This window comes from Arthrobacter sp. TJ-265 (assembly GCF_058269135.1).
Genome location: NZ_JBZCND010000002.1, coordinates 193,103 through 217,929 on the forward strand (window position 1 = coordinate 193,103; position 24,827 = coordinate 217,929).

Annotated in this window: 26 protein-coding genes; 15 read left to right on the forward strand and 11 right to left on the reverse strand. The window is 70.8% G+C overall.

The annotated features are described in order from the left end of the window. Window positions 1-215 precede the first annotated feature (215 nt). Window positions 216-977, forward strand: coding sequence for a TIGR03089 family protein (locus tag AC4D2E_RS09435; RefSeq protein ID WP_490910769.1), 762 nt, complete (start codon window positions 216-218; stop codon window positions 975-977). On the opposite strand, the gene AC4D2E_RS09440 is transcribed toward AC4D2E_RS09435, so the two are convergent. After that, window positions 952-1,506 carry a GtrA family protein gene (locus tag AC4D2E_RS09440; RefSeq protein ID WP_490910770.1) on the reverse strand — a complete coding sequence of 185 codons (555 nt, stop codon included), beginning with the start codon at window positions 1,504-1,506 and terminating at the stop codon, window positions 952-954. The genes AC4D2E_RS09435 and AC4D2E_RS09440 overlap by 26 nt on opposite strands. A gap of 293 nt (window positions 1,507-1,799) precedes the next feature. On the opposite strand from AC4D2E_RS09440, the gene AC4D2E_RS09445 reads away from it, so the two are divergent. From AC4D2E_RS09445 to AC4D2E_RS09465, 5 genes are read left to right on the forward strand one after another with little or no spacing between them, the layout of a single operon-like run. Then, complete coding sequence (locus tag AC4D2E_RS09445; RefSeq protein ID WP_490910771.1) at window positions 1,800-2,972, forward strand: 5-(carboxyamino)imidazole ribonucleotide synthase; 1,173 nt, start codon at window positions 1,800-1,802, stop codon at window positions 2,970-2,972. Beyond that, a complete protein-coding gene (purE, locus tag AC4D2E_RS09450) occupies window positions 2,969-3,517 on the forward strand; it encodes a 5-(carboxyamino)imidazole ribonucleotide mutase (protein WP_490952439.1) in 549 nt (182 codons plus the stop codon). Before AC4D2E_RS09445 ends, purE begins: the two co-directional genes overlap by 4 nt. Further along, window positions 3,514-5,127 carry an LCP family glycopolymer transferase gene (locus AC4D2E_RS09455; RefSeq protein WP_490952440.1) on the forward strand — a complete coding sequence of 538 codons (1,614 nt, stop codon included), beginning with the start codon at window positions 3,514-3,516 and terminating at the stop codon, window positions 5,125-5,127. The genes purE and AC4D2E_RS09455 overlap by 4 nt, the downstream gene beginning before the upstream one ends. A 50-nt stretch (window positions 5,128-5,177) precedes the next feature. Continuing rightward, window positions 5,178-6,461 carry a mannose-6-phosphate isomerase, class I gene (gene manA, locus AC4D2E_RS09460; RefSeq protein ID WP_490952441.1) on the forward strand — a complete coding sequence of 428 codons (1,284 nt, stop codon included), beginning with the start codon at window positions 5,178-5,180 and terminating at the stop codon, window positions 6,459-6,461. Window positions 6,462-6,465: 4 nt separating this feature from the next. Next, window positions 6,466-7,458 (forward strand): lipid II:glycine glycyltransferase FemX, encoded by a 993-nt coding sequence (locus AC4D2E_RS09465; protein ID WP_490952442.1) that lies wholly within the window; start codon window positions 6,466-6,468, stop codon window positions 7,456-7,458. Between the two features lie 19 nt (window positions 7,459-7,477). Here the strand turns inward: AC4D2E_RS09465 and glpX are convergent, their stop codons facing one another. Then, entirely contained in the window at window positions 7,478-8,530 is a 1,053-nt protein-coding gene (glpX, locus tag AC4D2E_RS09470; protein ID WP_052274139.1) for a class II fructose-bisphosphatase, read from the reverse strand. 153 nt (window positions 8,531-8,683) lie between these two features. Here glpX and AC4D2E_RS09475 point away from each other — a divergent pair, with 153 nt between their 5' ends. The 5 genes from AC4D2E_RS09475 to AC4D2E_RS09495 all read left to right on the forward strand — a co-directional run bounded on the left by AC4D2E_RS09475 (window position 8,684) and on the right by AC4D2E_RS09495 (window position 13,962). Further along, window positions 8,684-9,436, forward strand: a complete 753-nt coding sequence (locus AC4D2E_RS09475) for a DUF4245 domain-containing protein (protein WP_490910775.1) — start codon at window positions 8,684-8,686, stop codon at window positions 9,434-9,436. Between the two features lie 26 nt (window positions 9,437-9,462). Then, complete coding sequence (locus AC4D2E_RS09480) at window positions 9,463-10,077, forward strand: carbonic anhydrase (RefSeq protein WP_104168808.1); 615 nt, start codon at window positions 9,463-9,465, stop codon at window positions 10,075-10,077. A 21-nt stretch (window positions 10,078-10,098) separates the two neighbouring features. Further along, on the forward strand, window positions 10,099-11,574 hold the full coding sequence (locus AC4D2E_RS09485) for a class II fumarate hydratase (RefSeq protein WP_258069962.1): 1,476 nt from the start codon (window positions 10,099-10,101) through the stop codon (window positions 11,572-11,574). 109 nt (window positions 11,575-11,683) lie between these two features. After that, window positions 11,684-12,340: a TetR/AcrR family transcriptional regulator gene (locus tag AC4D2E_RS09490; RefSeq protein WP_490952443.1), complete on the forward strand. Its 657-nt coding sequence runs from the start codon at window positions 11,684-11,686 to the stop codon at window positions 12,338-12,340. Next, the gene (locus tag AC4D2E_RS09495) at window positions 12,337-13,962 is read left to right on the forward strand and encodes an MDR family MFS transporter (RefSeq protein WP_490952444.1); all 1,626 of its coding nucleotides are present in this window, start codon (window positions 12,337-12,339) and stop codon (window positions 13,960-13,962) included. The genes AC4D2E_RS09490 and AC4D2E_RS09495 overlap by 4 nt, the downstream gene beginning before the upstream one ends. Before the next feature lie 39 nt (window positions 13,963-14,001). Here the strand turns inward: AC4D2E_RS09495 and AC4D2E_RS09500 are convergent, their stop codons facing one another. Both AC4D2E_RS09500 and AC4D2E_RS09505 read right to left on the reverse strand, forming a co-directional pair. Next, window positions 14,002-14,472, reverse strand: a complete 471-nt coding sequence (locus tag AC4D2E_RS09500; protein ID WP_104168434.1) for an NUDIX hydrolase — start codon at window positions 14,470-14,472, stop codon at window positions 14,002-14,004. Between the two features lie 5 nt (window positions 14,473-14,477). Then, window positions 14,478-14,984: a prepilin peptidase gene (locus AC4D2E_RS09505; RefSeq protein ID WP_490952445.1), complete on the reverse strand. Its 507-nt coding sequence runs from the start codon at window positions 14,982-14,984 to the stop codon at window positions 14,478-14,480. A gap of 57 nt (window positions 14,985-15,041) precedes the next feature. Between AC4D2E_RS09505 and AC4D2E_RS09510 the strand changes: the two genes are divergently transcribed. Beyond that, complete coding sequence (locus tag AC4D2E_RS09510; RefSeq protein WP_490952446.1) at window positions 15,042-15,797, forward strand: hypothetical protein; 756 nt, start codon at window positions 15,042-15,044, stop codon at window positions 15,795-15,797. Between the two features lies 1 nt (window position 15,798). On the opposite strand, the gene phoH2 is transcribed toward AC4D2E_RS09510, so the two are convergent. Continuing rightward, complete coding sequence (gene phoH2, locus AC4D2E_RS09515; protein WP_104168437.1) at window positions 15,799-17,130, reverse strand: RNA 5'-3' helicase PhoH2; 1,332 nt, start codon at window positions 17,128-17,130, stop codon at window positions 15,799-15,801. A gap of 150 nt (window positions 17,131-17,280) precedes the next feature. Continuing rightward, the gene (locus AC4D2E_RS09520; protein ID WP_104168810.1) at window positions 17,281-18,048 is read right to left on the reverse strand and encodes an isoprenyl transferase; all 768 of its coding nucleotides are present in this window, start codon (window positions 18,046-18,048) and stop codon (window positions 17,281-17,283) included. A 195-nt stretch (window positions 18,049-18,243) separates the two neighbouring features. Here AC4D2E_RS09520 and trhA point away from each other — a divergent pair, with 195 nt between their 5' ends. Then, entirely contained in the window at window positions 18,244-18,996 is a 753-nt protein-coding gene (gene trhA / locus AC4D2E_RS09525; protein ID WP_490910781.1) for a PAQR family membrane homeostasis protein TrhA, read from the forward strand. Between the two features lie 10 nt (window positions 18,997-19,006). Here trhA and AC4D2E_RS09530 read toward each other — a convergent pair whose 3' ends face one another. Together AC4D2E_RS09530 and mca are read right to left on the reverse strand one after the other, a co-directional pair. Beyond that, window positions 19,007-19,360 (reverse strand): hypothetical protein, encoded by a 354-nt coding sequence (locus AC4D2E_RS09530; RefSeq protein WP_490952447.1) that lies wholly within the window; start codon window positions 19,358-19,360, stop codon window positions 19,007-19,009. A 92-nt stretch (window positions 19,361-19,452) separates the two neighbouring features. Next, window positions 19,453-20,376, reverse strand: a complete 924-nt coding sequence (gene mca, locus AC4D2E_RS09535) for a mycothiol conjugate amidase Mca (protein ID WP_104168439.1) — start codon at window positions 20,374-20,376, stop codon at window positions 19,453-19,455. 80 nt (window positions 20,377-20,456) lie between these two features. Here mca and AC4D2E_RS09540 point away from each other — a divergent pair, with 80 nt between their 5' ends. Beyond that, entirely contained in the window at window positions 20,457-20,891 is a 435-nt protein-coding gene (locus AC4D2E_RS09540) for a DUF4307 domain-containing protein (protein WP_490910782.1), read from the forward strand. Between the two features lie 203 nt (window positions 20,892-21,094). Then, entirely contained in the window at window positions 21,095-21,589 is a 495-nt protein-coding gene (greA, locus tag AC4D2E_RS09545; RefSeq protein WP_104168440.1) for a transcription elongation factor GreA, read from the forward strand. 21 nt (window positions 21,590-21,610) lie between these two features. Here greA and AC4D2E_RS09550 read toward each other — a convergent pair whose 3' ends face one another. Genes AC4D2E_RS09550 through AC4D2E_RS09560 form a run of 3 tightly spaced genes read right to left on the reverse strand, consistent with a single transcriptional unit; the run spans window position 21,611 to window position 24,827 of the window. Continuing rightward, window positions 21,611-22,210 (reverse strand): rhomboid family intramembrane serine protease, encoded by a 600-nt coding sequence (locus tag AC4D2E_RS09550; protein WP_490952448.1) that lies wholly within the window; start codon window positions 22,208-22,210, stop codon window positions 21,611-21,613. Window positions 22,211-22,221: 11 nt separating this feature from the next. Continuing rightward, window positions 22,222-23,508: a threonine ammonia-lyase gene (gene ilvA, locus AC4D2E_RS09555; RefSeq protein ID WP_104168441.1), complete on the reverse strand. Its 1,287-nt coding sequence runs from the start codon at window positions 23,506-23,508 to the stop codon at window positions 22,222-22,224. After that, window positions 23,505-24,827, reverse strand: a complete 1,323-nt coding sequence (locus AC4D2E_RS09560) for an AI-2E family transporter (RefSeq protein ID WP_490952449.1) — start codon at window positions 24,825-24,827, stop codon at window positions 23,505-23,507. The genes ilvA and AC4D2E_RS09560 overlap by 4 nt, the downstream gene beginning before the upstream one ends.

The window sequence follows — 24,827 nt, forward strand, 5'->3', positions numbered from 1 at the left end:
GACCCTCGCGCCCGCCTGCTGGAACAGATCCGTTGCCCTAATTACACGGGTGTAACACGATTTTCGTCAAGCGGCGGGGGGAACCTTATAGAGTCGGAGCGTGACACGCACGAGTGGCACGCCGTCAGGACTACCTGTTTTCGTCGGCGAGTCGGCAAGTAGTCATCCCCACCGCGTCGGCGCGAAACCGACCCTCGAGCTGGAAGAGGCCCATCATGCCACAGACACCGGGACAGCTCCTGACAAGGATGCGGACCGTCAACCCCACCTCTCCCCGCCTGGTCTGGCATGGCCGGGAAGGCCGGATCGAGCTGTCGGGGCGTGTCTTCGACAACTGGGTCGCCAAGAGCTCGAACCTCCTCGTCGACGAACTCGATGCCGCCGGCGGGACGACCGTCGCCGTCGACCTGCCGGTGCACTGGAAGACCCTCGCCCTCGTGTTCGCCTGCTGGCAGGTGGGTGCCGTCGTCGTGCTCGCGGACGACGGCACCCGGTCCGCTGACACCGACATCGTGCTGTCCTCGCGAACCGGTGTCGAGGTGGACCCGGGCCGCCTGCTGGCCTGCGTGGCCCTCGGCTCGCTGGCGCTCCGGTGGGAGGGGCCGCTGCCGCGGGGAGCGGTGGACTACGCGGCCGAGGTGCGGTCCCACGGCGACGTCTTCCTCGACGCGGCGGACGGTCCCGGGGCGCCGTCCGCTCCCCTGGTCCGCACCGACGGGAGGACACTGACGGCCGCGGACCTCGCGGGGAGCGTCGTGCTGCCGACGGGACCCGGGCGGGCCGCCGCTGCCGACACCGCTGCGGCCGGATCCCCCACGGTGCTCCTGGAACCCGGCGTCGATCTGCTGCGGGCCCTCGCCGCCGCGTTCGCGGTGTGGGAGCGGGACGGCGCGCTGGTCCTCGTGGAGGAGGGTGTACCCGTCACCGAGCGGTTGCTGAGCGGTGAAAAGGTCACTGACCGGCTGGGGACTGCCTGACCTTCTCGTCCGCCGGCGTCGCCGCGGTCGGGGCGGCCTTGGCCGGGTGCCCGCCCTCCGGGTGGACGAGTTCCTGGTCGTGGCTGAACGCCGGATCCTCGTCGAGTTCCACGTTGAACACCCAGAACCGGTAGGCGACGAAGCGGACGAAGGTGGCGAGCACCGTGCCGAAGACCCCGACGACGAACAGCGGGGTCGGTTCGACGACGTCGAACATGTACTTGGCCACCCACACACAGCCCGCGGCGATGCCCATGCCGATCACGTTGATGAAGACGAACATGGCCAGTTCCCGGGCCGGGTTGGGCTGGCGGCGGCGGCGGAAGGTCCAGTAGCGGTTGGCGACCCACGCGAAGATCGTGGCCACGCCGGCCGAGACGAAGCGCGCCTTGACCTCGCTGCCGCTCATGGGCCCGTGGATCAGGTACCAGTAGAGGCCGTTGTCGATGACGAACGCCACACCGCCGACGGCCCCGAATTTCGCCACTTCACGCCAGAAAAGGGAGGCGAGGCCCCTGATCCGGTCCATGAGTCCTGCCACTGTCAACCTCCGGGGTGCGATACGAACGCCGGGGCCGCAGGGCATGCTCCCGGCGGACCTGCAGGACGAACCGCGACGGGGCCAGCAGAGCGAGCAACCCAGGCTGACCTTTGCATGGCGTGTTTCGCTCCACTTTACGTCCTCCCTCCGACCCCCGGGCTCCGCAGGGGCCCGGAAACACCCGATGGCGGGCTGGCAGCTTCCTGTGAAACGCACGCCGGGCCTCCCGATCCTGCCCCCCGGATGGCCGGGTCCGGCCGCGCCGTGGTTACCCTGTAGTGGTGACTTTTCCCGTGATAGGCGTCATCGGCGGCGGCCAGCTCGCCCGCATGATGGCCGGTCCAGCCGTAGAACTCGGCCTCGAACTCCGCGTCCTGGCGGAGGGCCCCGACGTGTCCGCGGTGGCCGCCGTCGCCTCCTCGCAGGTGGGCGACTACCGCGACCGCGAGACGCTGCGTGCCTTCGCCGCGGGCGTGGACGTGGTCACCTTCGACCACGAGCACGTCCCCGGTGAGCTCCTCGCGGACCTGGCGGCCGACGGCGTGCGCCTGCACCCCTCGCCGGCGGCGCTCCGGCACGCCCAGGACAAGCTCGTGATGCGGCGGGCCGTGGACGGACTCGGGCTGCCCAACCCGCGGTGGCAGGCAGTGACCGACCCCTCCGACGTCGAGGCGTTCGCGGCGTCCACCGGCTGGCCGGTGGTCCTCAAGACACCCCGCGGCGGCTACGACGGCAAGGGGGTCCTCGTGCTGCGTGACGCCGCGGCCCTCGGGTCCGCCCGCGACTGGTTCACCGGCGGCGAGCTGCTGGTCGAGCAGTTCGTCCCGTTCAGCCGCGAACTGTCCGTCCTCGTGGCCCGGCGGCCGTCCGGGGAGGCCGTCACGTGGCCCGTCGTCGAGTCGATCCAGGTGGACAGCGTCTGCGACGAGGTGATCGCCCCCGCCCCGGCCCTGGCGGCCGACGTCGCCCGCGACGTCACCGCGGCCGCGCTGCACCTCGCCGAACGCCTCGACGTCACCGGCGTCATGGCGGTCGAACTCTTCGAGACCCCCGGGTCGGGAGCGGGCTACCTCATCAACGAACTCGCCATGCGTCCGCACAACTCGGGGCACTGGACCATGGACGGCGCCGTGACCGGCCAGTTCGAACAGCACCTGCGTGCCGTGCTCGACCTCCCCCTGGGATCGACGGCGCCGCTGGCGCAGCACGCCGTCATGAAGAACATCCTCGGCGGCGTGAACACGGACATCTACGCGGCCTATCCGTCGGCGCTGTCCTCAGGACCGTCCGCTAAAGTGCACTTCTACGGCAAGGGCGTACGTCCCGGCCGGAAGATCGGCCACGTGAACGCGCTGGCGGCCCCCGGGGAACCGCTGGCCGACGTCCGCGCGAGGGCCACGAGGGTAGCCGCGACGCTCCGCGACGGCACCGGGATGCCCCCCACTCAGCAATGACCGAAGGGAATGCAGTGACGAACGCCCAGGTAGGCCTCGTGATGGGCTCGGACTCCGATTGGCCCGTCATGGAAGCCGCAGCGGCTGCACTGGCCGAATTCTCCATCCCCTACGAGGCCGACGTCGTGTCCGCGCACCGCATGCCCGCCGCGATGATCGAGTACGGCAGGAGTGCCCACGAGCGCGGACTCCGGGTCATCATCGCCGGCGCCGGCGGCGCCGCCCACCTCCCGGGCATGCTCGCCTCCGTCACGCCGCTGCCCGTGATCGGCGTCCCGGTCCCGCTGCGCTATCTCGACGGCATGGACTCGCTCCTGTCGATCGTGCAGATGCCGGCCGGTGTCCCCGTGGCGACCGTGTCCATCGGCGGCGCCCGCAACGCGGGGCTGCTCGCCGTCAGGATGCTCGCCGCCGGCACGGACGAGCAGTCGGCCACCCTGCGCCGGCAGCTCATCGAGTTCGCCGGCGCGCTCCAGCGGACCGCGGAGGAGAAGGGCAGCGCCCTCCGCTCCCGCCTCGCGGCGTCGACGGCCGACGGCGCATGATGACAGCCACCCGCAACGACGGCAATGGAGCGCACGGGGCCGGCACCCTCACCGATCCCGTGCGGTACCCGGAGTCCGCTCCGCCGGCGGTCCGCACCAAGCGCGCCTTCGTCCTCCTCGCCCTGACGCTCGTCCTGCCGGGCTCCGCGCAGACCGTCGCCGGGGACCGGCGCCTCGGCCGCAGGGCCCTGCGCACCACGTTCGCCTGCTGGGGCCTCCTGGTCCTCGGGATCATCCTCGCCGTCACGAACCGGACCCTCGTGGTCGGCATCGTGACCCACCGCTGGTGGTCGCTGCTGCTGATCGCGGTGATCCTCGGGATCGCCGTCGGGTGGGTGCTGCTGTTCCTGAACACCCTCCGCCTCATCCGCATGCCCCTGCTCGACCGCGGCGCGCGCCCCCTCGTGGCCGGGGCCCTCGCGGTGCTCATGGTGCTCACCAGCGGATCCCTGGCCTACGGCGCCTACGTGCTCGGGGTGGGCCGGTCGACGGTCGGCTCCATCTTCCAGTCGGGGCCCGCCTTCGACCCCGTGGACGGGCGGTACAACTTCCTCCTCATGGGCGGCGACGCCGGCGAGGACCGCACGGGCCGCCGGCCGGACAGCATCTCGGTGATCAGCGTCGACGCGGAGACGGGCGCCACCGTCACGTTCAGCATCCCGCGCAACTTCCAGAACGCGCCGTTCCCCGAGGGCTCCCCCCTCCGGGAGGTCTACCCCGACGGCTACAACTGCGGCGACCCGTGCATCATCAACAGCCTGTACACGGACGTGACGCAGAACTACACGGACCTGTACCCCGACGCCCAGGATCCCGGCGCCGAGGCGATGATGGACGCCGCGAGCGGCGTCCTCGGGATCGAGGTGCAGTCCTACGTCCTCGTCGACATGAACGGGTTCGAGCAGCTGGTCGACGCCATGGGCGGGATCCGGATCGATGCCGGCGGCTGGGTGCCCATCACCGCCGCGGAGATCCCCGGCACCTACCCCATCCGCCACTACCCGCCGGACGGCTGGATCAAGCCGGGCGTCCAGACCCTGGACGGCTACCACGCCCTCTGGTACGCCAGGAGCCGCGAGTTCGTCACGGACTACGAACGCATCTCCCGGCAGCAGTGCGTCCAGCAGGCCATGATCGCGCAGCTGGATCCGGCCACCCTCCTGACGCGGTTCCAGTCGATCGCCGCGGCGGGCACGCAGATCGTCGAGACGGACATCCCGCAGGATCAGCTGGCCGGGTTCGTCGACCTCGGGCTGAAGACCCAGGGCCAGGAGACGCGCCGCCTGACCATCGGTCCCCCGGACTTCGGCACCCCGGCCGAGAACTTCGTCACCTACCCGGACTTCGACCGCATCCACGCCCGCGTGCAGGAGATGCTCGCGGTCGGTGCGGCCGACCCGGCCGCTGCCGGTCCGCTGCCGCTGGAACGCGCCGGCGTCGTAGCCCAGGTGCCGTCGCGGACCGTCGACGACGGCACCACGGACGGCACCACCGGCGACGTGACGGACGTCGTGATCACCGAGGAGTACCTGCAGGAACTGGCCACGATCGGCGACGACCTGACCCTCGGTGACCTGCTGGCCAACAACGGCGAGTGCTCCCCCGCCTGACCCGGTAGAGGCCTCCCCGACGATCATCCCGACCATCCAAGGACCTGACGATGTACCTCCTCGACAACACCCTCCGCCCCTACGCCTGGGGATCGGATTCCGCGATCGCCGACCTGCTGGGCAGGGAGCGGTCGGGCGGCCCCGAGGCGGAGCTGTGGATCGGCGCGCACCCGGACTCGCCGTCGGTGGTGCTCGCCCCGGCCGGACCGGACGGGGCCCCCGCCCCTGGTGCCGGCCCGGCGGACGGCCGCGCGCTGGACGGGTTGATCGCGGAGGACCCGGAGCACCACCTGGGCGCCGGGGTCGCCGCCGACTTCGGGCGGCTTCCCTTCCTGCTCAAGGTCCTCGCCGCCGACAGCCCGCTCTCGCTCCAGGTACACCCGACGCTCGAGCAGGCCCGGGAGGGCTTCGCCCGTGAGGAGGCGGCCGGGGTGGACCGTGCCGCGGCGGAACGCAACTACAAGGACGACAACCACAAACCGGAGATGCTCCTGGCGCTGACGCCGTTCGCGATGCTGTGCGGCTTCCGGCCGCCGGCACAGGCGCGTGCCGTCTTCGAACTGCTGGCGGCGCACGTCGATCGCGCCGGCCTCGCGCTCCCCCCTCTGGTCCCCCTGCTGCTCGACGATCTGGCCCGGCAGGAGGAGCGCACCGCCCTGCGGTCGGCCTTCGAACGGCTGATCGAAGGCGGCACGGACGTCACGGAAGCGACGGCCGCCATCGTGTCCACCCTCGCCTCCGGAGCCCCGACCGCGCCGTACGAGGAGGAGCTCGCCACCGTCGTCGCGCTCGACGCGCAGTACCCGGGCGATCCGGGCGTACTGATCTCCCTGCTCCTCAACCGCGTCTCCCTGGCGCCCGGGGAGGCCGTCTACCTCCCGGCCGGCAACGTCCACGCCTATCTGCACGGACTCGGCATCGAAGTCATGGCCTCCTCGGACAACGTCCTGCGCGGCGGACTCACGCCGAAGTTCGTGGACGTGCCGGAGCTGCTCCGTACGGTCTCCTTCGAGCCCGTCGGCGTGCCGATGCTCGGCCCCGAGAGGACGTTGCTGGGACAGGAGGTCTTCCGGCCGCCGTTCCGGGAGTTCCAGCTCCAGCGCATCGAGCTCGAACCCGGCGCCGGGCCCATCCCGCTGGTGCAGGAGGGGGCCGCCGTCGTCCTCGTGGTGTCGGGGTCCGTCCTGCTCGACTCACCGAGGAGCGAGCTGCGGCTGGACCGTGGTGACAGCGCCTTCCTGCCCGCGGCGGAGGCCCCGGTCAACGCGCACGTCGTGTCCGGCGCCACCGGCGCCGCCCTCGCCTTCGCCGTCACCACAGCCCCGGAGGACTGAGACCGTGGACCACTTCCTGCAGAGCCCGCCGTGGGGCGCACTCCAGCGCGACCTGGGACGCACCGTCCACGAGCGTTCGGGCCCCGGCTGGCGCTTCCTGGCCATCGAGGAGCGCAATCCCGCAGGGACCCTGCTCTACGCCCCCTACGGTCCGACGGCCACCTCCCTGGCCGCGTTCGACGCCGCCCTGGCCGCACTGACGGACCTCGCCCGCAGCTGCGGGGCCGTGTTCGTCAGGATCGAGCCGGTGGATGCCGGCCTCCCGGAGGCCGATCCCGCCGCCCTCCTGCGCACGCGCGGCCTCCGGCCGGCCCCGGCCAACCAGCAGCCGGAGCTCACCTGGGTCGTGGACTTGGACCGGGACTTCAAGGACGTCCTCGCGGAGATGAAGCCGGTGAACCGCAATCTGTACCGGAACATCCACAAGAAGGGCGTGACCTTCCGGTCCAGCCAGGACCCGGCAGAGATCCCGGTCCTGCTGAGGTTCCTGCACCTGACGGCGGCGCGCAACGGCTTCAAGCCGCAGAGCGACGACTACCTGACGCAGGTGGCCCGATCCCTCATGCCCGCCGGCGCTGCGACCCTCTTCATCGCGGAGCTCGACGGCGAACCGATCGCCGCCGCCCTCACCTATGACTCGGCGGACACGCGGACCTATGCCCACGCCGCACTGGACGACACCCACCGGAAGCTCAGCGCCGGGATCCCCCTGCTGGTCACCCTCATGGCCGACGCCCGGGACAAGGGCCTGCAGCAGGTGGACCTCTGGGGCGTCGCCCCCGCGGACCAGCCGGACCACAAGTGGGCCGGCTTCACGGCGTTCAAGAAATCCTTCGGTGGCCGGGAGGTCGCCTACCCCGGGACCTGGGACCTGCCGGTGAGGAAGCTGCGCTACCGCGGCTACCAGCTGGCCCGGACCGGGGCGCAAGCCGCCCGTCGCGGCGTCGGCGCGGCCCGGACCCTGCCTGCCCGGGTGCGCGGCGCGCTCCGCCGCTGACCCGGCAGCGCCCGGCCCGCTAGTCCCTGACGCGGGCGTACGTCTCCCACTTGTGGGCCTGGTGCTCGCCGTCGACCACGCGGATGGTGCCGGACTTCGAGCGCATGACGATGGACTGGGTGAGGACCTTGTCCTTGCTGTACCGCACGCCGCGCAGGAGGTCGCCGTCGGTGATGCCCGTGGCGGCGAAGTAGCAGTTGTCGCTGGTGACGAGGTCGTTGGTGGACAGGACGCGGTCGAGGTCGTGGCCGGCGTCGAGCGCCTTCTGCTTCTCCTCGTCGCTCGTGGGCCAGAGCCTGCCCTGGATGACGCCACCGAGGGACTTGATGGCGCAGGCCGCCACGATCCCCTCGGGGGTGCCGCCGATGCCCATCAGGGCATCGACGTCCGTGCCCTCGCGGGCCGCGGCGATGGCCCCGGCGACGTCTCCGTCCATGATGAACTTGGTGCGCGCGCCGGCCGCGCGGATCTCCTCCACGAGCGGCTTGTGCCGGTCGCGGTCCAGGATCATGACGTTGAGCTGGCTGACCTTCTTGTTGTTGGCCTTCGCGATGAGGTGCAGGTTCTGCTTGACCGGCAGGCGCAGGTCCACCATGTCGGCGGCCTCGGGCCCGGTCACGAGCTTCTCCATGTAGAAGACGGCCGAGGGGTCGAACATCGAGCCCCGCTCCGCGACCGCGAGCACGGCGAGCGCGTTGTTGATGCCCAGCGCCGTCAGGCGGGTGCCGTCGATCGGGTCGACGGCGACGTCGCACTCGGGTCCGCTGCCGTCGCCCACGCGTTCGCCGTTGAACAGCATGGGGGCCTCGTCCTTCTCGCCCTCCCCGATCACCACGATGCCGTTGAAGTGCACGGTCTGCAGGAGCGACCGCATGGCGTCCACCGCGGCGCCGTCGGCCAGATTCTTGTCACCGAACCCGACCCAGTGGCCGCCGGCGATGGCCGCGGCCTCCGTGACGCGGACCAGTTCGAGCGCGAGGTTCCGGTCCGGTTCCTTGTCCCCGACGGCCAGGGCCGGTGACAGTGTCGAGTACTGGGCATTCGTAGCGTTCTGGGACACGTCTATCCTCATCGTCGAAGGTGATCGGTGGGCACGCGGGCGTACCTGTCCGGTGCTGTCATCATAGGCGCGCCGACGGCGCCGTGCCCGGTCATGACGCGCACATGCAGCGCCGCGGACGAGCGTCCGTTAGGTGCGGTGGCCGGCATCAGCGAAAATGGAGGGGTGAGCGATCAAGGGAACGAGCGGACGACCCCCGGGACACGACCGGGCTCCGGGGACGGGCAGGGCCCGACCGTGCAGCCCGCCGTGCAGCAGGCACGGCGACCGGCCGACGACGCCCGTCTCGCCGCGGAGCTGAACGACGACGCCCCGCCCATCACGCTCAGCCCGAACCAGGCCAAGCGCGCCAGCTCCACGGCCCGCGGCATGCTGATCGCCACCGGCGCGACCATCGCCGTCGTCCTCCCCGTCTACTTCCTGAATCCCACGTACACCGCGGACACCTACCAGCGGGACATCGACGTCGAGACCGTGGCCCGCCAGGCGGCGGGCGACGCCGGCTACCTCCCGGCGTCGCCCGCCCTGCCGGAGGGCTGGACCTCCAACTACGCGCGCTGGGTCACCGGACGCAGCGACGCCGTCGATTTCTGGGAGGTCGGGTTCCTCACCGCGGACACGGGCTTCATCCAGCTCACCCAGACCGACGACGCGAACCCCACCTGGACGGCGCAGCGCATCGGCGACGCGCAGGTCTCGGGGACACGGACCATCGGCGGGCTCGACTGGGAGCTCCTCGACGCACCGAACGGGGACACGGTGCTGACATCGGAGGTCGACGGCGCCACGGTGATCCTCAACGGGGAGGCCTCCCTCACCGAGTTCGACACCGTGGGCGAGGCCGTCGTCGAGGACGTCCGGCAGAATGCCGTCGAGGAGGCCGAGCGCCTGTCATCTTCGGACACGGACGGCTCGTGACGGACGGAGACAGTACAGTGGGCGGCGTGACCCAGCAACTGACTCCCGCCGCCGCCTGGCAGCGACTGCAGGAGGGCAACGCGCGTTTCGTGGCCTCCGACGTCTCGCACCCCAACCAGGACGCCTCCCGCCGCACCGCGCTCGTGAACGACCAGCACCCCTTCGCCGTCATCTTCGGCTGCTCGGACTCCCGGCTGGCCGCGGAGATCATCTTCGACCTCGGCCTCGGTGACGTCTTCGTCGTCCGCACGGCCGGGCAGGTGATCGACGACGCCGTCCTCGGCTCGCTCGAGTACAGCGTGAGCGTGCTCGGCGTCCCCCTGATCGTGATCCTCGGCCATGACAGCTGCGGCGCCGTCACCGCGACGATGGACGCGGTCGAGACCGGGGACATGCCCACGGGCTTCCTCCGCGACCTCGTCGAGCGGATCACGCCGTCCGTCCTGACGGCGCGGCGCGCAGGCATCACCGACGTCAACACGACGGTCGTCGAGCACACGAAGCAGACCGCCCGGCGGCTGGTCGACAGCTCCCGCGTCATCTCCGACGCCGTCGAGACCGGGACGGTCGCCGTCATCGGAGTCTCCTACCGACTGGACGAGGGCAACGCCGTGCTGGTGTCAGGATTTGGCGCACTGTAGAGCAGCGGTAAGAATTGCGGCATGACTCCAACGCCTGCAGCCGGTCCTGAATCCACCTCGACGACGGGCGCCGCGCCCGGCGCGGAGACCGTCGGATACCGCATCGAACACGACACCATGGGTGAGGTGCGTGTCCCGGTCGACGCCCTCTACCGGGCGCAGACACAGCGGGCCGTCGAGAACTTCCCGATCTCCGGCACCACCCTCGAGCGCGCGCACATCGAGGCGCTCGCCCGCATCAAGAAGGCCGCCGCGACGGCCAACGCCGAGCTCGGCGTGCTCGACGAGGAGCGCGCGCGGGCCATCGAGGCGGCGGCGGAGGACGTGGCGTCGGGCCGGTACGACGGCGACTTCCCGGTGGACATCTACCAGACGGGCTCCGGGACGTCGTCGAACATGAACGCGAACGAGGTCATCGCGACCCTCGCGAGCCGCGCCCTCGAGGCTGCCGGGAGCTCCACCTCGGTGCACCCGAACGACCACGTCAACGCCTCGCAGTCCTCGAACGACGTCTTCCCCACGTCCGTCCACGTCGCCGCGACCTCGGCGCTCGTCAAGGACCTCATCCCGGCGCTGGCGCACCTCGCCGAGGCTCTCGAGCGCAAGGCGGAGGAGTTCGCGACCGTCGTCAAGTCGGGGCGCACCCACCTCATGGACGCCACCCCGGTCACCCTCGGCCAGGAGTTCGGCGGCTACGCGGCCCAGGTGCGCTACGGCATCGAGCGCATCGAGGCCTCGCTGCCCCGGGTGGCCGAGGTACCGCTGGGCGGCACCGCCGTCGGCACCGGCATCAACACCCCGGCGGGCTTCTCGGCGCGCGTCATCGAACTGCTCGCCGAGGACACCGGGCTCCCCCTCACCGAGGCACGCGACCACTTCGAGGCGCAGGCCAACCGCGACTCCCTCGTCGAGGTCTCCGGCATGCTGCGCACCATCGCGGTGTCGCTCACGAAGATCCACAACGACCTGCGCTGGCTCGGGTCCGGCCCGAACACCGGCCTCGGCGAGATCGCCCTCCCCGACCTGCAGCCCGGCTCGTCGATCATGCCCGGCAAGGTGAACCCCGTGATCGCGGAGGCCGTCATCATGGTCTGCGCGCAGGTGGTGGGCAACGACGCCACCGTGGCGTGGTCCGGCACGAACGGCGCGTTCGAGCTCAATGTCGGCATCCCCGTGATCGCCCGGAACGTGCTGGAATCCATCCGCCTGCTGAGCAACTCGACGCGCGTGTCCGCGGACCGCATGATCGACGGCATCACGGCGAACGTCGAGCGCGCGCGTTTCCTCGCCGAGGCGTCCCCCTCGATCGTGACGCCGCTCAACAAGCACATCGGGTACGAGAACGCGGCGAAGATCGCGAAGAAGGCGGTTGCCGAGGGTCTCACCGTGCGCGAGGCCGTCGTCGCCCTGGGCTTCGTGGAGCGCGGCGAGCTGACCGAGGAGCAGCTGGATTCTGCGCTGGACGTGCTCTCGATGACACGGCCCCCGCAGGCCTGACGCGAGGGCAGGACCGGCTCCGGGAGGGGCGTCCCCGATGCGGGTGCGCCCCTCTCTCGTGTGCAGCAACAATTTGCACTCTTTGAGCCAGAGTGCAAATATGTACTCCATGCCTGACAGTGCAAACAATGAGGACGTAGGGCTGCGGGAACGCAAGCGCCGCCGGACTCGCGCGTCCCTCGTGGCCGCGGCCCGCCGTCGGACGCTCGAGCACGGCCTCGCCGGCTTCACGGTCGAGCAGCTCTGCGACGAGATCGGCATCTCCCGCAGGACGTTCTTCAACTACTTCCCCTCCAAGGAGGACGCCGTCCTCGGCTCCTCCGACGAGGTGCTGCCCCAGGAGATCCTCGACGGGTTCGTCGCGTCGGGGCGGACCGTCCCGCCGAAGCCGCTGCTCGACGCCCTCACCGATCTCCTCGCCGAGTTCGGCGCACGGATGGCCATCTCCCGCGAGGAGTACCGGCTGATGTCCGCCGTCCTGCACCGGGAGCCACAGCTCATCGCGAAACTGTTCGCCCGGGCCGAGTCGAAGGCCCAGCTGCTGGTCGACCTCATCGCCGTCAGGGAGGGCCTGCCCGCGGAGCATCCCGTGCCCCGCGTCGCCACCTTCGTGCTGGGCGGTCTCGCCCGCCGGTCCCTCGACGAGTTCTTCGCCGAGGGCAACGAGCTGTCCTACCCCGACGTCATCCGCCGGAACATCGACGCCCTGCGCTACCTGTTCCCCTCCTCTCCCGCCCTCCAGAACCAGAACCAGGACACGACATGAGTACACCGACGGCGCAGGACGGCCCGCTCCTCCTGACCCAGAGACGCATCTGGATCATCTTCTCGGCGCTCATCGCCGGGATGCTGCTCTCCAGCCTCGACCAGACCATCGTCTCCACCGCCATGCCCACGATCGTCGGCCAGCTCGGCGGCGTCGAGCACCAGGTGTGGATCACGACGGCATACCTCCTCGCCACCACGATCGTGATGCCCGTCTACGGCAAGTTCGGCGACGTCCTCGGGCGCCGCAACCTCTTCCTCTTCGCCATCGCGCTCTTCACGATCGCCTCGATCGGCTGCGCCTTCGCCACGGACTTCTGGGCGTTCGTGATCTTCCGGGCCATCCAGGGCCTCGGCGGCGGCGGGCTGATGATCCTCTCGCAGGCGATCATCGCCGACATCGTCCCGGCCAACGAGCGCGGCAAGTACATGGGCCCCCTCGGCGGCATCTTCGGTCTCAGCGCCGTCGCCGGCCCCCTGCTCGGAGGCTACTTCGTGGACCACCTCACGTGGAACTGGGCGTTCTACATCAACATCCCCATCGGGATCGCCGCCTTCGCCATCGCCTGGTTCACCCTGCGGCTGCCGTCCAAGAAGGCCACGAAGCGCATCGACATCCCCGGCGTCGTCCTGCTGTCCGTCGCCACGACGTGCCTGATCTTCTTCACCGATTCCGGCGGGGACGCCGCGGAGGGCTGGACCTCGCCGCTCACCTGGGCTTTCGGGGCCGGCATGGTCCTGGCGACGGTCGCGTTCATCCTCGTGGAACGCCGCGCGGAGGACCCGATCATCCCGCTGGAGCTCTTCCGCAACCGCACGTTCGTCACCAGCACCGGCATCGGCCTGACGCTCGGCCTCGGCATGTTCGCAGCCCTCGCCTTCATGCCGACCTTCCTGCAGATGGCCTCCGGGACGTCCGCCGCCGTGTCCGGGCTGCTCCTCGTCCCGATGATCGTGGGCCTGATGGGCACGTCGATCTGGTCCGGGATCGCGATCTCCCGCTCCGGCCGGTACCGCAGGTACCCGATCGCCGGCGTCTCGATCACCCTCCTGACCCTGGTCTGGATGTCGACGCTCACGGCCGGCACGCCGATCTGGGTCATCTGCACCATGCTGTTCTTCTTCGGCGCGGGGCTCGGCCTCATCATGCAGGTGATCGTCCTCGTGGTGCAGAACGCGGTGTCCCCGACCATGGTCGGCGTCGCCACGAGCACCAACAACTACTTCCGCGAGGTCGGTGCGTCGCTCGGCGTCGCCGTCTTCGGCGCCATCTTCACGAGCCGCCTCTCGGAGCGCCTCAACGGGACGTTCGCCTCGTTCGGTGCCGACCCGGAGGCCGCCGGCCAGGCGACGTCCACCCTCGATCCTGCCACGCTCAACGCCCTGCCGGACCAGGTGCGCGACGCCGTCGTGGGCGACTACGCCGAGTCGCTGGCCCCCGTGTTCCTCTACCTCGTGCCGTTCCTGGTGATCGCCCTCGTCCTCGCCCTCCTGCTGCGCGAGATCCCGCTGTCGACGACGTCGGGCATGGTGGCGCGGGGCGAGGCGATCGGCGGGGAGGAGGCCGTCCGCCTGGAGCGCGAGCGCGCCGCCGCCGGGTCGCCGGAGCGTTCCGGCGCCTGACCCTTGCGGAGGCGCCCGACGGGCGCGCCGGCGGACAGGTCAGGACACGAAACGGGCCACGCCGTCGAACGAGGCCGCCCCCTGCACCAGGGCAAGGTGCCGGGGGCTGAGGTCGGGCAGGGCGTCCGGGGTGAACCAGCGGACGTCGGTCGACTCGTCGTCGTTGACCCGGGCGGTGCCGCTGACCCAGCGGCAGCGGAAATCGAGGTTCAGGAACGTCGTCACATCGCCGTTGGGGTAGGTGATGGGCCCCACGACGTTCGTCCCCAGCAGGCACTCGACCTCGACGAGCACGCCGGTCTCCTCCTCGACCTCGCGGCGCAGGGCCACCGCCGGCTCCTCGCCGGGGTCCACCATGCCGGTGATGATGGCCCACGCACCGTTGTCGGCCCGCCGGCCGAGGAGCACCCGCCCGTCGTCGTCGAACACCACGCCGCCCACGCCCGGCAGCCAGAGAGGGGCATGGCCGATCGAGCGGCGCAGGGCGAGGACGAAGTCCGGGGTAGGCATGATTTTCAGCCTAGTACAGCGAGGCCGAGGGCCGCTCCCGCGATGAGGAACGGCCCGAAGGCCACCGACGAGCGCAGCGTCGCCCGCCGCGCCGCCAGGAGCAACAGGGCCCACCCGCCGCCGAGCACGACGGCGAGGACCGTCCCCCACCAGAGCTCGTCCCAGCCGGCGAACCCCAGATACAGGCCGAGAAGCCCCGCGAGCTTCACGTCCCCGAAGCCCAGCCCCTGCGGGTGGAGCAGGTGCAGCGCCGCGAAGGCCACCAGCAGGATCGCTCCCCCGCCCAGCATCCCCGGGATACGGTGCCAGTCCCCCGCGGCCCCGGCGGCCGCCCCCAGGAGCAGGACCGCCGCGGGGTAGGACGGCAGGACGATGCGGTCCGGGAGCCGGTGGGTGCGCCAGTCGATGACGCTCAGCCGCACGCCGACGACGGCGAATCCCGCGAGGGCGGCGGCGAGCAGCACGAAGGCGACGGGCTCCCGGCCCAGGTAGTAGGCGAGCACGGAGGTCACGGCTCCAACCTATGCGACGGCCCTGATCCGGCGGCGCACCGACGGTACACTGTGGAAATGTCGGCCCAGCACAGTTCCAGCCCCGAGGAGACGTTCCGCTCGCTCTGCCGGTCCTCACCCTGGCGCTGGGAGACCCTGCGCTTCACCATCACCTGGCGTGCGCCGTCGGAGTCGGGCAGCGACACGGCACCGCCGCTCATGGCCTGGCTGCGCCGACCCGCGGCGCTGCGCGTGGAGGCCGCGGACGGCACGCTCCTCCATTCGGCCACCGGCAACGAGACCTCCCGCGACGCCATGTACGTGAGCGCCACACGGAAGTCCTGGCTCCTCGCACCGCGCCTCGTGACCCCCGTGTACGACGACGCCGGGTTGGTGCGACGCCGCCCCGAGGCCGCCTACGGCGAGGCGGTCTTCGGCGATCCGCGCTGGTCCTCGATGCTGGACCCGGTGGAGCTCGCCGGGAACGCACCCGTGGCGATGGTCTTCCCGGGGGCCAACCGGGTGGAGATCGGGGATCTCGCCGAGGAGGTGTTCGCGGGCCGCACGGTGCTGGCCGCGACGCTCACGCCCAACGCCGGCTACACCGCGACCGCGCCCGGCCATCCCCTCATCGGCGAGGGGCGGACACGCGTGCTCGTCGACGTCGGCACCGCGGTCTGCGTGTCGACGACGGCGCTCGACGGCCCGTCGAGCGGCGCCGGCCACGACCTGCAGATCCTCGGTGTGGACGAGTACCTGACGGACGACTACTTCCGGGCGGCGCCACCCGAACTGAGCGATGTGAGCCGGCACGTGCCGTGGATCGTGGAATGACCTAGAGCTCCGCGCCCTCCAGCAGGTCCGTCACGAGGGCCGCGATGGGCGAGCGCTCCGACCGCGTCAGGGTCACATGCCCGAACAGCGGGTGGCCCTTGAGGATCTCGACGACGGCCGCGATGCCGTCGTGGCGTCCCACCCGCAGGTTGTCGCGCTGGGCGACGTCGTGCGTGAGGACGATCCTGGAATGCTGCCCGATGCGGCTCATGACGGTCAGGAGCACGTTCTTCTCGAGGGACTGCGCCTCGTCCACGATGACGAAGGAATCGTGCAGGCTCCGGCCGCGGATGTGGGTGAGCGGCAGCACCTCCAGCATGCCGCGGTCCAGGACCTCCTCGACGACCTCCTGCGACACGAGCGCACCGAGGGTGTCGAAGACCGCCTGCCCCCAGGGATTCATCTTCTCGTTCTCGCCGCCGGGCAGGTAGCCGAGCTCCTGGCCGCCCACGGCGTAGAGCGGGCGGAAGACCACCACCTTGCGGTGCTCCCGGCGTTCGAGCACGGCCTCGAGTCCCGCGCACAGGGCGAGGGCGGACTTCCCGGTGCCGGCGCGGCCACCGAGCGAGACGATCCCCACCTCGGGATCCAGCAGGAGGTCGATGGCCAGGCGCTGCTCGGCGGAGCGGCCGTGCAGCCCGAACACGTCGCGATCACCCCGCACCAGGCGGACGTGCTTGTCCGCCCCGACACGCCCCAGCGCGGACCCGCGCGGCGAGAGCAGGATGACGCCGGTATTGACCGGCTGCTCGGCCGCGGCCGGCGTGAACACGGCCTCGTGGCTGTACAACGTGTCGACTTCCTCGACGGTGGCGTCGAGTTCCACCACGCCGGTCCAGCCGGAATCCCGGACGAACTCGTTGCGGTACTCCTCGGCCCGGAGGCCCATCGCGGACGCCTTGAGGCGCAGCGGCAGGTCCTTCGAGACCACCGTGACGTCCCGTCCCTCGACGGCGAGGGACTTCGCGACCGCGAGGATGCGCGCATCGTTGTCGCCGCTCCTGAACCCGACCGGCAGCACGTCCGGCGAGACATGGTTCAGTTCGACGCGCAGCGTACCGCCCTCGTCGCCGAGGGGGACGTCCCGGTCGAGTCCGCCGTGGGCCACCCTCAGGTCGTCCAGCAGCCTGAGCGCCTTCCGCGCGAAGTACCCCAGTTCGGGGTCGTTCCGCTTGCCCTCCAGTTCGGAGATCACGACGACGGGCAGGACCACCTCGTGTTCCTCGAACCGCAGGATGGCGCGGGGGTCGGAGAGCAGGACCGAGGTGTCGACGACGTAGCTGCGACGGTGGTGCGATGCATCGGGCGATGGTGCGGTGGTGCTTGTGGCCATGTGGACTCCGCTCCGGGGTGAGCCCACCCCGACGTCGTAGGGCTGACGCGGGCACGGATCCGAACCCCCGTCGATGGCTCGACCCTACGCCTCCCGTCCGTACGGTGCGCGCCGGACGCGTCGTGTCGGTGGTGAAGGAACGGTGAACTCTCAGGAACCGAAACGGCGCTGGCGTCGGCCGAAGTCGCGCAGGGCACGCAGGAAGTCGACGCGGCGGAAATCGGGCCACAGGGCCTCGCAGAAGTAGAACTCGCTGTACGCGCTCTGCCACATGAGGAAGCCGGAGAGCCGCTGCTCGCCGGAGGTGCGGATGACGAGGTCCGGGTCCTGCTGGCCGCGCGTGTAGAGGCGGGAGGAGATGTGCTGGTCCGTCAGCTCCTCGGCGAGCGTCTCCAGCGACATCCCGCGGGCCGCGGCGTCCCGCATGAGCTCCTTGACGGCGTCGACGATCTCGCGCCGCCCCCCGTAGCCCACCGCCACGTTGACGTGGATCCCGTCGATCCTCTCCGTGGAGGCGGCGAGGTCCACGAGCTTGCCGCTGAGGTCCTCCGGCAGCAGGTCGAGGGCGCCGACGGGCTGCACCCGCACCCGGTTGCTCTCGCCCAGGCGGTCCAGGGTGTTGGCGATGATGTCGAGGAGCTGGTCGATCTCCTCCTGGGGCCGGCCCATGTTGTCGGTGGAGAGCATGTAGAGCGTGACGACGTCGACGCCGAGTTCCTCGCACCAGCCGAGGAACTCGTGGATCTTGTCAGCGCCGGCCTGGTGGCCGTGGCTCGTCGGAGCGCCCGCGAGCTTCGCCCACCGCCGGTTCCCGTCCACCATGACACCGATGTGGTGGGGGATCCGCTCGGGCGCGAGGTGACGCTGCAGCCTGCGCTCGTAGAAGCTGTAGCCGACTTCGGGGAACTTCCACGTCACGCCCGGCAGCACCTCCTGAGTCCATGCTCCGGCGGGTCCGGAGCGTCGCCGCGACGGAACACCGGCGCCTTGCGCATACCTCTTCCTACCGTACCGGCAGTCGCCTTATAAAGACCTGCACCGCCGCCGTCGAGGTGTTGCGCATGCCTCGTCCGCCGCCGCCTGCAGGCATCGCCGTGGGCTAGAATCCGGGCTATGACCCCGCACGACCAGGCCCCCCACTCCCGCCCGTCGGACACCGCCGGCGGCCGCACCGCGGCGCTCGAGGACACGGTCGGTTCGGTGGCGGGACCCCTCGCGGACGCCCTGGCCGCCAAGCCGCTGTGGCGGGGCTGGATCCATGCGGTCGCGACCCCGTTGGCGGTCGCGGCCGGGATCGTCCTCGTGGCGCTCGCGCCGACGCCGGCACTGAGGATCACCTCCGCCATCTACGCCTTCACCGGCGTGCTGCTCTTCGGCGTCAGCGCCGTCTACCACCGCGGGAACTGGAGCCCCCGGGTGAAGGTGGTGCTGAAACGCCTCGACCACACCAACATCATGCTGGTCATCGCCGGCTCCTACACGCCGCTCGCCTGGGCGCTGCTGGAGCCGGGGAAGGCCGAGACGCTGCTGTGGATCATCTGGGGCGGCGCGATCGCCGGGGTGCTGTTCCGCAACCTCTGGGTCGATGCCCCGCGCTGGCTGTACGTCCCGATCTACGTGGCGCTGGGCCTCGGCTCGGTGTTCTACATGCCCGATTTCTTCAGGGCCGACGTCGCCGCTGCCGTCCTCATCTGCGTGGGAGGCGTGCTCTACATCGTGGGTGCCGTGTTCTACGGGATCAAGCGTCCCAACTTCTCGCTGCGCGTGTTCGGTTTCCACGAACTCTTCCACGCCTTCACCGTGGCGGCCTTCGCGGCGCATTTCATCGCGATCATGCTGGCCGTCCTGAACCCGGTCCAGGCCTGACTGCAGCGACCTAGCGGTTGTCCGGGCCGTGCTTCCCGCCGGGCATGGGCCGCCCGGCATCGTCGGGGCCCTGCGCGCCACCCCGGCGGTCGTCGCCGGCGGCCCCGCTGTCGGCTGCGCCGCCCGGATCAGCGGCGCCGGCCTCGCGCCGGGCTCGTGCCTGGTCCACCTCCGCGGTGTAGCGGACGCGGCGGATGCGCTTGGTCATGTCGCGGATCAGGAGGATGACCAGCACGACGACGAAGAGGGTGGCCAGGAACCCGAGGGTCCCGGGCGTCACGGACGCCGGGTCCAGCCCTGGTTTCAGCGTCGGATCGCCCGACGGCGTCATCGTCGTTGCAGCCAGGCTGAGGTCAAGGAACACGCAGGCACCACTTTCGAAACTCGCAGCGGATCACGATGACCGCCGCAGGCAATTCTACGCGGGATAGAACTGGCCCGTGGACCGGGAGGGTCCTACGCGTCGGCGGTGATGCCCGCGAAGAAGTCGTGCTCGGGCAGCTGCGACTCCACCCTCGAGGCGATGAGCGAGTAGTCCTCCCACGGCCACACCTTCTGCTGCATCTCGATCGAGACGGCGAAGAAGAAGCCCTCGGGGTCCACCTGGGTGCGGTGCGCGAGGAGCGCCCGCTCGCGGTGCCCGAAGAAGTCGGCGCAGTGGATCTGCGTGGTGGTCGCGTGGGTGGGCGCGGGCGGCTGGTGCCCCTCGGCGTCGGACTCGAGCCACTGGGCGATGCGCTCGGCGTAGGGGGACTGCAGGCCGGCCTCCTCGAGGGCGAAGTGCAGGGCACGGAACCGTTCGGGATTGAACGCGCGGTCGTAGTAGAGCTTGGACGCACTCCACGCCGCGCCCGTCCCGGGGTAGCGCCCCGGATCGGCCGCGGCCTCGAAGGCCTCCACGGCCACGCGGTGGGCCATGATGTGGTCGGGGTGCGGGTAGCCCCCGTTCTCGTCGTAGCTGACGATCACGTGGGGGCGGAACTCGCGGACGAGCTTCACGAGGGGTGCGGCCGCCCGCTCGAGCGGCTGCAGGGCGAAGCACCCGGCCGGCAGGTCGGGCAGCGGATCGCCCTCGGGCAGTCCCGAGTCCTCGAAGCCGAGCCACCGGTGCCGGACGCCGAGCTCGGCGGCGGCGCGGGCCATCTCCAGCCTGCGGAGGCCCGGGAGGTCGCGCTTGCCGTGCGCGTCGTCGTTCATCGCCGCATTGAGGATGTCGCCGCGCTCGCCACCGGTGCAGGTCGCGACCATCACCTCTGCCCCGGCCGCCACGTAGCCGGCCATCGTGGCCGCACCCTTGCTCGACTCGTCGTCCGGGTGGGCGTGGACTGCGAGGAGGCGGAGACCCTCGCGGGACTCGCCGGGCTGATCCTGGGGTGGCAACACGCGCTCCTGGCTTGTCGGGGGAAGAACGGAGGAGGCGCCCGGAGGGGGCCGCCGTCGACGGACGGTAAAATGGGAGCGTGAGCTCCGCCGGAACGCCAACACCAAGAGTAGCCAATCGCTACGGCACCCCCAAGCCGAAGAGGCCGATGGGCCGTCTGCGGATGCTGGTCATCGCCGTGGTCCTCGCAGCCGTGGCAGCGATCGCCGCCGTCGCCCTCACCACGGGCAGCCCGCCGGTGTCCTCGAAGGACGTCGGTTTCTCCCTCGCCTCGGACGAACTGGCGAGCGTCGATTTCGAGGTGACGAAGGATCGCTCGGCGACCGCGCAGTGCGCCGTGCAGGTGCTCAGCGAGAACTATGCGGTGGTCGGCTGGAAGACCGTGACCATCGGCCCGAACAGCGCCGAGGAGGGCGCCAACGACGGCGGGACCACGGCGCACCGGACCGATGTCCGGCTCGATTCGCCCGGCGTCTCCGGCGGTGTCAACGCCTGCTGGATCGTGGAGGACTGACCTCGGCGGCCGGACTGCTTGGGTTCTGGCCCTCCCCCCTCTAGAATGGGGGGATACGTTTCGCCCCGCTTCACCGGCGTACCGGCCACCCGGTCCCACGAGGCGGGGTGTTTGCTTGCCGGTGACCTCGGCTGCACTGCCGGCCCGTCGAGTGACCATGAGCCCCGCCGTCCTGGTGGCGGCCGTACTGAAGGAGTTATCCCGTGTCCACGAACAGCGTTCCCATCGCCGCCTGGCTCACGCAGGAGTCCTACAACCGGCTCAAGACCGAACTGGACCACCTGTCCGGTCCCGGTCGCACCGAGATCGTCGCCCGCATCGAGCAGGCCCGCTCCGAGGGCGACCTCAAGGAGAACGGCGGCTATCACGCCGCCAAGGAGGAGCAGGGCAAGGCCGAGGCCCGCATCCGGCAGCTCACGCACCTGCTGGAGAACGCACACGTCGGCGAGTCCCCGGCGGACGACGGCGTCGTCGAGCCGGGCATGATGGTGTCCGCGAAGATCGCGGGCGACGTCGAGAACTTCCTCCTGGGCAGCCGCGAGGTGGCCGGTGACACGGACATCGACGTCTACAGCGAGAAGTCCCCCCTGGGCGCCGCCATCCAGGGGACCAAGGCCGGCGACACCGTCACCTACACGGCGCCCAACGGCAAGCAGATCACCGTCGAGATCATCTCGGCCACCCCGTACGTGGGCTGACGGTCCGGCTTCACCCGCCGGCTACGAGCCGATGCCGAAGCGGTCCGCCCTCCTGGGGGCGGGCCGCTTCCGTTTGAGCAGGAACGCGGCGAGGACCCCGCCGAGGGCCCCGAAGAGGTGCGCCTGCCAGGAGATGTTCGAGCCGATCGTGGGCAGGACGCCCCACAGGATGGAGCCGTACGCGAGGAACAGGACGACGGCGAGCAGGATCTGCTTCCAGTCCCGGTTGTAGAAGCCGCGCGTGATCAGGTAGGTGAAGAGGCCGAACACCACGCCCGAGGCGCCGATGGTGAGCCCGCCGCCGAAGAGCCAGGTGCCGATGCCGGAGGCGAGCCAGCTGATGCCGATCGCCGCGGCGAAACGCCGCGCGCCCTCCAGGAAGGCCACGAACCCGAGGACCAGCAGGGGCAGCGTGTTGCTCGCCAGGTGCTGGACACCGCTGTGCAGGAGCGGCGCGAAGACCACGCCGTCGAGGCCGTCCACGCTGCGGGGTGCGATCCCGAGGGTCCTCACGAGCGTGTCCCCGAGCAGGGCGTTCACCAGGAACACCGCCCACATCGCCGCCACGAGGCCGACGACGGTGACCAGTCCGGCCTGCGCCCTCCGGGCGAGGGGTTGCACGTCCCCGGCCCTCACCCCTGGACGACCACGGGCTGGAAACCCTCCGCGCGCAGGTTGCTGAGAACCTGCTCGCAGTGCTCGTCGCCCTTGGTCTCCATGTTGATCGTGATCGCCACGTCACCCATGCTGATCGATCCGCCCACGCGCGTGTGGTCGACCCCGGTCACGTTCGCGTCCGACTCCGCGATGATCCGGGAGATGGTCGCGAGCGAGCCGGGGCGGTCGTCGAGGAGCATGCGCACCACGAGGTAGCGTCCCGCGGCCGCGAGACCGCGCTGGATGACCTTCAGCATGAGCATCGGGTCGATGTTGCCGCCGGAGAGCACCACCACCGTGTTGCCCGGGTCGGCGCCGTCCTCCGTCAGCTTGCCGTCGAGGAGGGCCGCCACACCGACGGCGCCGGCCGGCTCGACGACCATCTTGGCGCGTTCCAGCAGGAAGATGAGCGCCCGGGCGAGGGAATCCTCGCTCACCGTCACGACGTCGTCCACGAGCTCCCTGATGATGGAGAACGGCAGCTGGCCCGGCCGGCCGACGGCGATGCCGTCCGCCATGGTCGAGACCTTGGTGAGGGGCACGAGGGCGTCCGCGGCGAGGGACGGCGGATAGGCGGCCGCGTTCTCCGCCTGCACGCCGATGATGCGGATCTCCCGCCCGAGCTCCTTCGCGCGTGCCTTGACGGCGACCGCCACCCCGGCGAGGAGTCCGCCGCCACCCACGCCGATGAGGATCGTGTCGACGTCCGGCACCTGCTCGAGGATCTCGAGCCCGAGGGTCCCCTGGCCGGCCACGACGTCCACGTCGTCGAAGGGATGCACGAACACCGCACCGGTCTCGTCGGCGTACTTCCGGGCCTCGGCGAGCGCCTCGTCGACGTTGTGGCCGTGCAGCACCACCTCGGCACCGTGTCCGCGCGTCGCGGCGAGCTTCGGGAGTGCAACGCCGAGGGGCATGTAGATGCGGGCCGAGATGCCCAGCCGCGCGGCCGCCACCGCCACGCCCTGCGCGTGGTTGCCGGCGGACGCCGCGACGACGCCGCGGACGCGTTCGGCGTCGGTCAGCTTCGCCATCCGGTTGTAGGCGCCGCGCACCTTGAAGGAACCGGCGCGCTGCAGGTTCTCGCACTTCAAGGACACGGTGGACCCGGTGATCCGGCCGAGGGCCCGCGACTGCTCGATCGGGGTGCGGGCGATGACCCCCTCGAGGGTCCGGTGTGCCGCTTCGACGTCGGCGAGGGTCACGGCGAGGTCGACGGCGGGGTCGGTCGCGAAATCGGTGGTTGCGGTCTGCTCGGTCACGGGGAGGTCTCTTCCTGGGGGGCTGGCGCGGCGGTCGGGTCCGGGGTGCTGGCCGGTGACGACGAAGACTGGTGCTCCGCCGGGACCGGCCCGCTAATGCCGGCCCCTCCCCCCTGGGGCCAGCCCTGCCGGAGCACGACCTCGTCGTCCTCCCAGGCCCTGCGCGAGATGTAGCGGACGGATGAGTTGAGGACCGCCAGGATGGGGACGGAGAACAGGGCGCCCGGGATCCCGGCGACGATCGTTCCGCCGGCGACGGCGAGGACCACCGCGAGCGGGTGGAGGGAGACGGCCGGTCCCATGACGAGCGGCTGGAGCACGTGTCCCTCGACCTGCTGGACGAAGAGCACGATCGCGAGCATGATCAGTGCGTTCACCCACCCGTTGGCGACGAGCGCGAGCAGGACGGCGACGGAGCCGGTGGCCAGTGCGCCCACGACGGGGATGAAGGACCCGAGGAACACGAGGACGCCGAGCGGCAACGCCAGGGGCACCCCGATGATGGCGGCCCCCACGCCGATGCCGATCGCGTCCACGCCCGCGACGAGGATCTGGACGCGAACGTAGCGCGCCATGGACAGCCACCCCGTGCGGCCGGCGCCGTCGACAGCTGCCCGTGCGCGGACCGGCGCGAGTCCGACGACGAACCGCCAGATCCCGGGGCCGTCGAGCATGAAGAAGATCAGCGAGAACACGGTGAGGAAGATCCCCGCGGCGATGTGCCCCGCGGTGGACCCGAAGGAGAGGGCGCCGCTGAGGATGGAGGCGCTGTTGTCCTGGATCGCGCCGCCGAGGTCCTGCAGGTACTGGTCGATCTGCGTGGCGGTGAGCTGGAGGGGGCCCTGGGACAGCCAGTCCAGCAGCTGCTGCACCCCCGCGGCGGCTTCCCCCCACAGGCTCGCCATCCCGACCGTGAGCTGCTGGCCGACGAGCAGGAGGGCGGCCACGATGACACCGAGGAACCCGACGAGCGTCATCGCGACGGCGAGGCCGTTCGGGACGCGCCGGCGATGCAGCGCGATCTTCAGCGGCATGAGCAGCGCGGCGAGCAGGCCCGCGATCATGAGGGGGATGACGAGCACCGAGATCCAGCTGAGGAGGTAGATCAGCACGCCCCCGACGACGATGACGAGTCCCAGCCGCCAGGCCCAGGAGGCGGCGATGCGCAGGGCGTAGGGGACGTCCGACCGCCCGTCGGTCCGGACGGGACGGGACACGAGTGCGGCCCGGTCCTGCGACGGTCCGGGGAGGGTCACAGCACCGCGGCTCACGGCGCGCTGCAAGGCGCGCTGGGGGTTCGCTCCGCGGAGACGATGCAT

What these genes read in the sequence shown, in the direction of transcription:
- AC4D2E_RS09440 (WP_490910770.1), bottom strand. Translation starts at nt 1,506, where the DNA reads ATGGACCGGATCAGGGGCCTCGCCTCCCTTTTCTGGCGTGAAGTGGCG.
- AC4D2E_RS09455 (WP_490952440.1), top strand. Translation starts at nt 3,514, where the DNA reads ATGATGACAGCCACCCGCAACGACGGCAATGGAGCGCACGGGGCCGGC.
- AC4D2E_RS09560 (WP_490952449.1), bottom strand. Translation starts at nt 24,827, where the DNA reads ATGCATCGTCTCCGCGGAGCGAACCCCCAGCGCGCCTTGCAGCGCGCC.
- AC4D2E_RS09495 (WP_490952444.1), top strand. Translation starts at nt 12,337, where the DNA reads ATGAGTACACCGACGGCGCAGGACGGCCCGCTCCTCCTGACCCAGAGA.
- trhA (WP_490910781.1), top strand. Translation starts at nt 18,244, where the DNA reads ATGACCCCGCACGACCAGGCCCCCCACTCCCGCCCGTCGGACACCGCC.
- glpX (WP_052274139.1), bottom strand. Translation starts at nt 8,530, where the DNA reads ATGAGGATAGACGTGTCCCAGAACGCTACGAATGCCCAGTACTCGACA.
- manA (WP_490952441.1), top strand. Translation starts at nt 5,178, where the DNA reads ATGTACCTCCTCGACAACACCCTCCGCCCCTACGCCTGGGGATCGGAT.
- AC4D2E_RS09485 (WP_258069962.1), top strand. Translation starts at nt 10,099, where the DNA reads ATGACTCCAACGCCTGCAGCCGGTCCTGAATCCACCTCGACGACGGGC.
- AC4D2E_RS09435 (WP_490910769.1), top strand. Translation starts at nt 216, where the DNA reads ATGCCACAGACACCGGGACAGCTCCTGACAAGGATGCGGACCGTCAAC.
- phoH2 (WP_104168437.1), bottom strand. Translation starts at nt 17,130, where the DNA reads ATGGCCACAAGCACCACCGCACCATCGCCCGATGCATCGCACCACCGT.
- AC4D2E_RS09510 (WP_490952446.1), top strand. Translation starts at nt 15,042, where the DNA reads ATGTCGGCCCAGCACAGTTCCAGCCCCGAGGAGACGTTCCGCTCGCTC.
- purE (WP_490952439.1), top strand. Translation starts at nt 2,969, where the DNA reads ATGACCGAAGGGAATGCAGTGACGAACGCCCAGGTAGGCCTCGTGATG.
- AC4D2E_RS09500 (WP_104168434.1), bottom strand. Translation starts at nt 14,472, where the DNA reads ATGCCTACCCCGGACTTCGTCCTCGCCCTGCGCCGCTCGATCGGCCAT.
- AC4D2E_RS09490 (WP_490952443.1), top strand. Translation starts at nt 11,684, where the DNA reads ATGCCTGACAGTGCAAACAATGAGGACGTAGGGCTGCGGGAACGCAAG.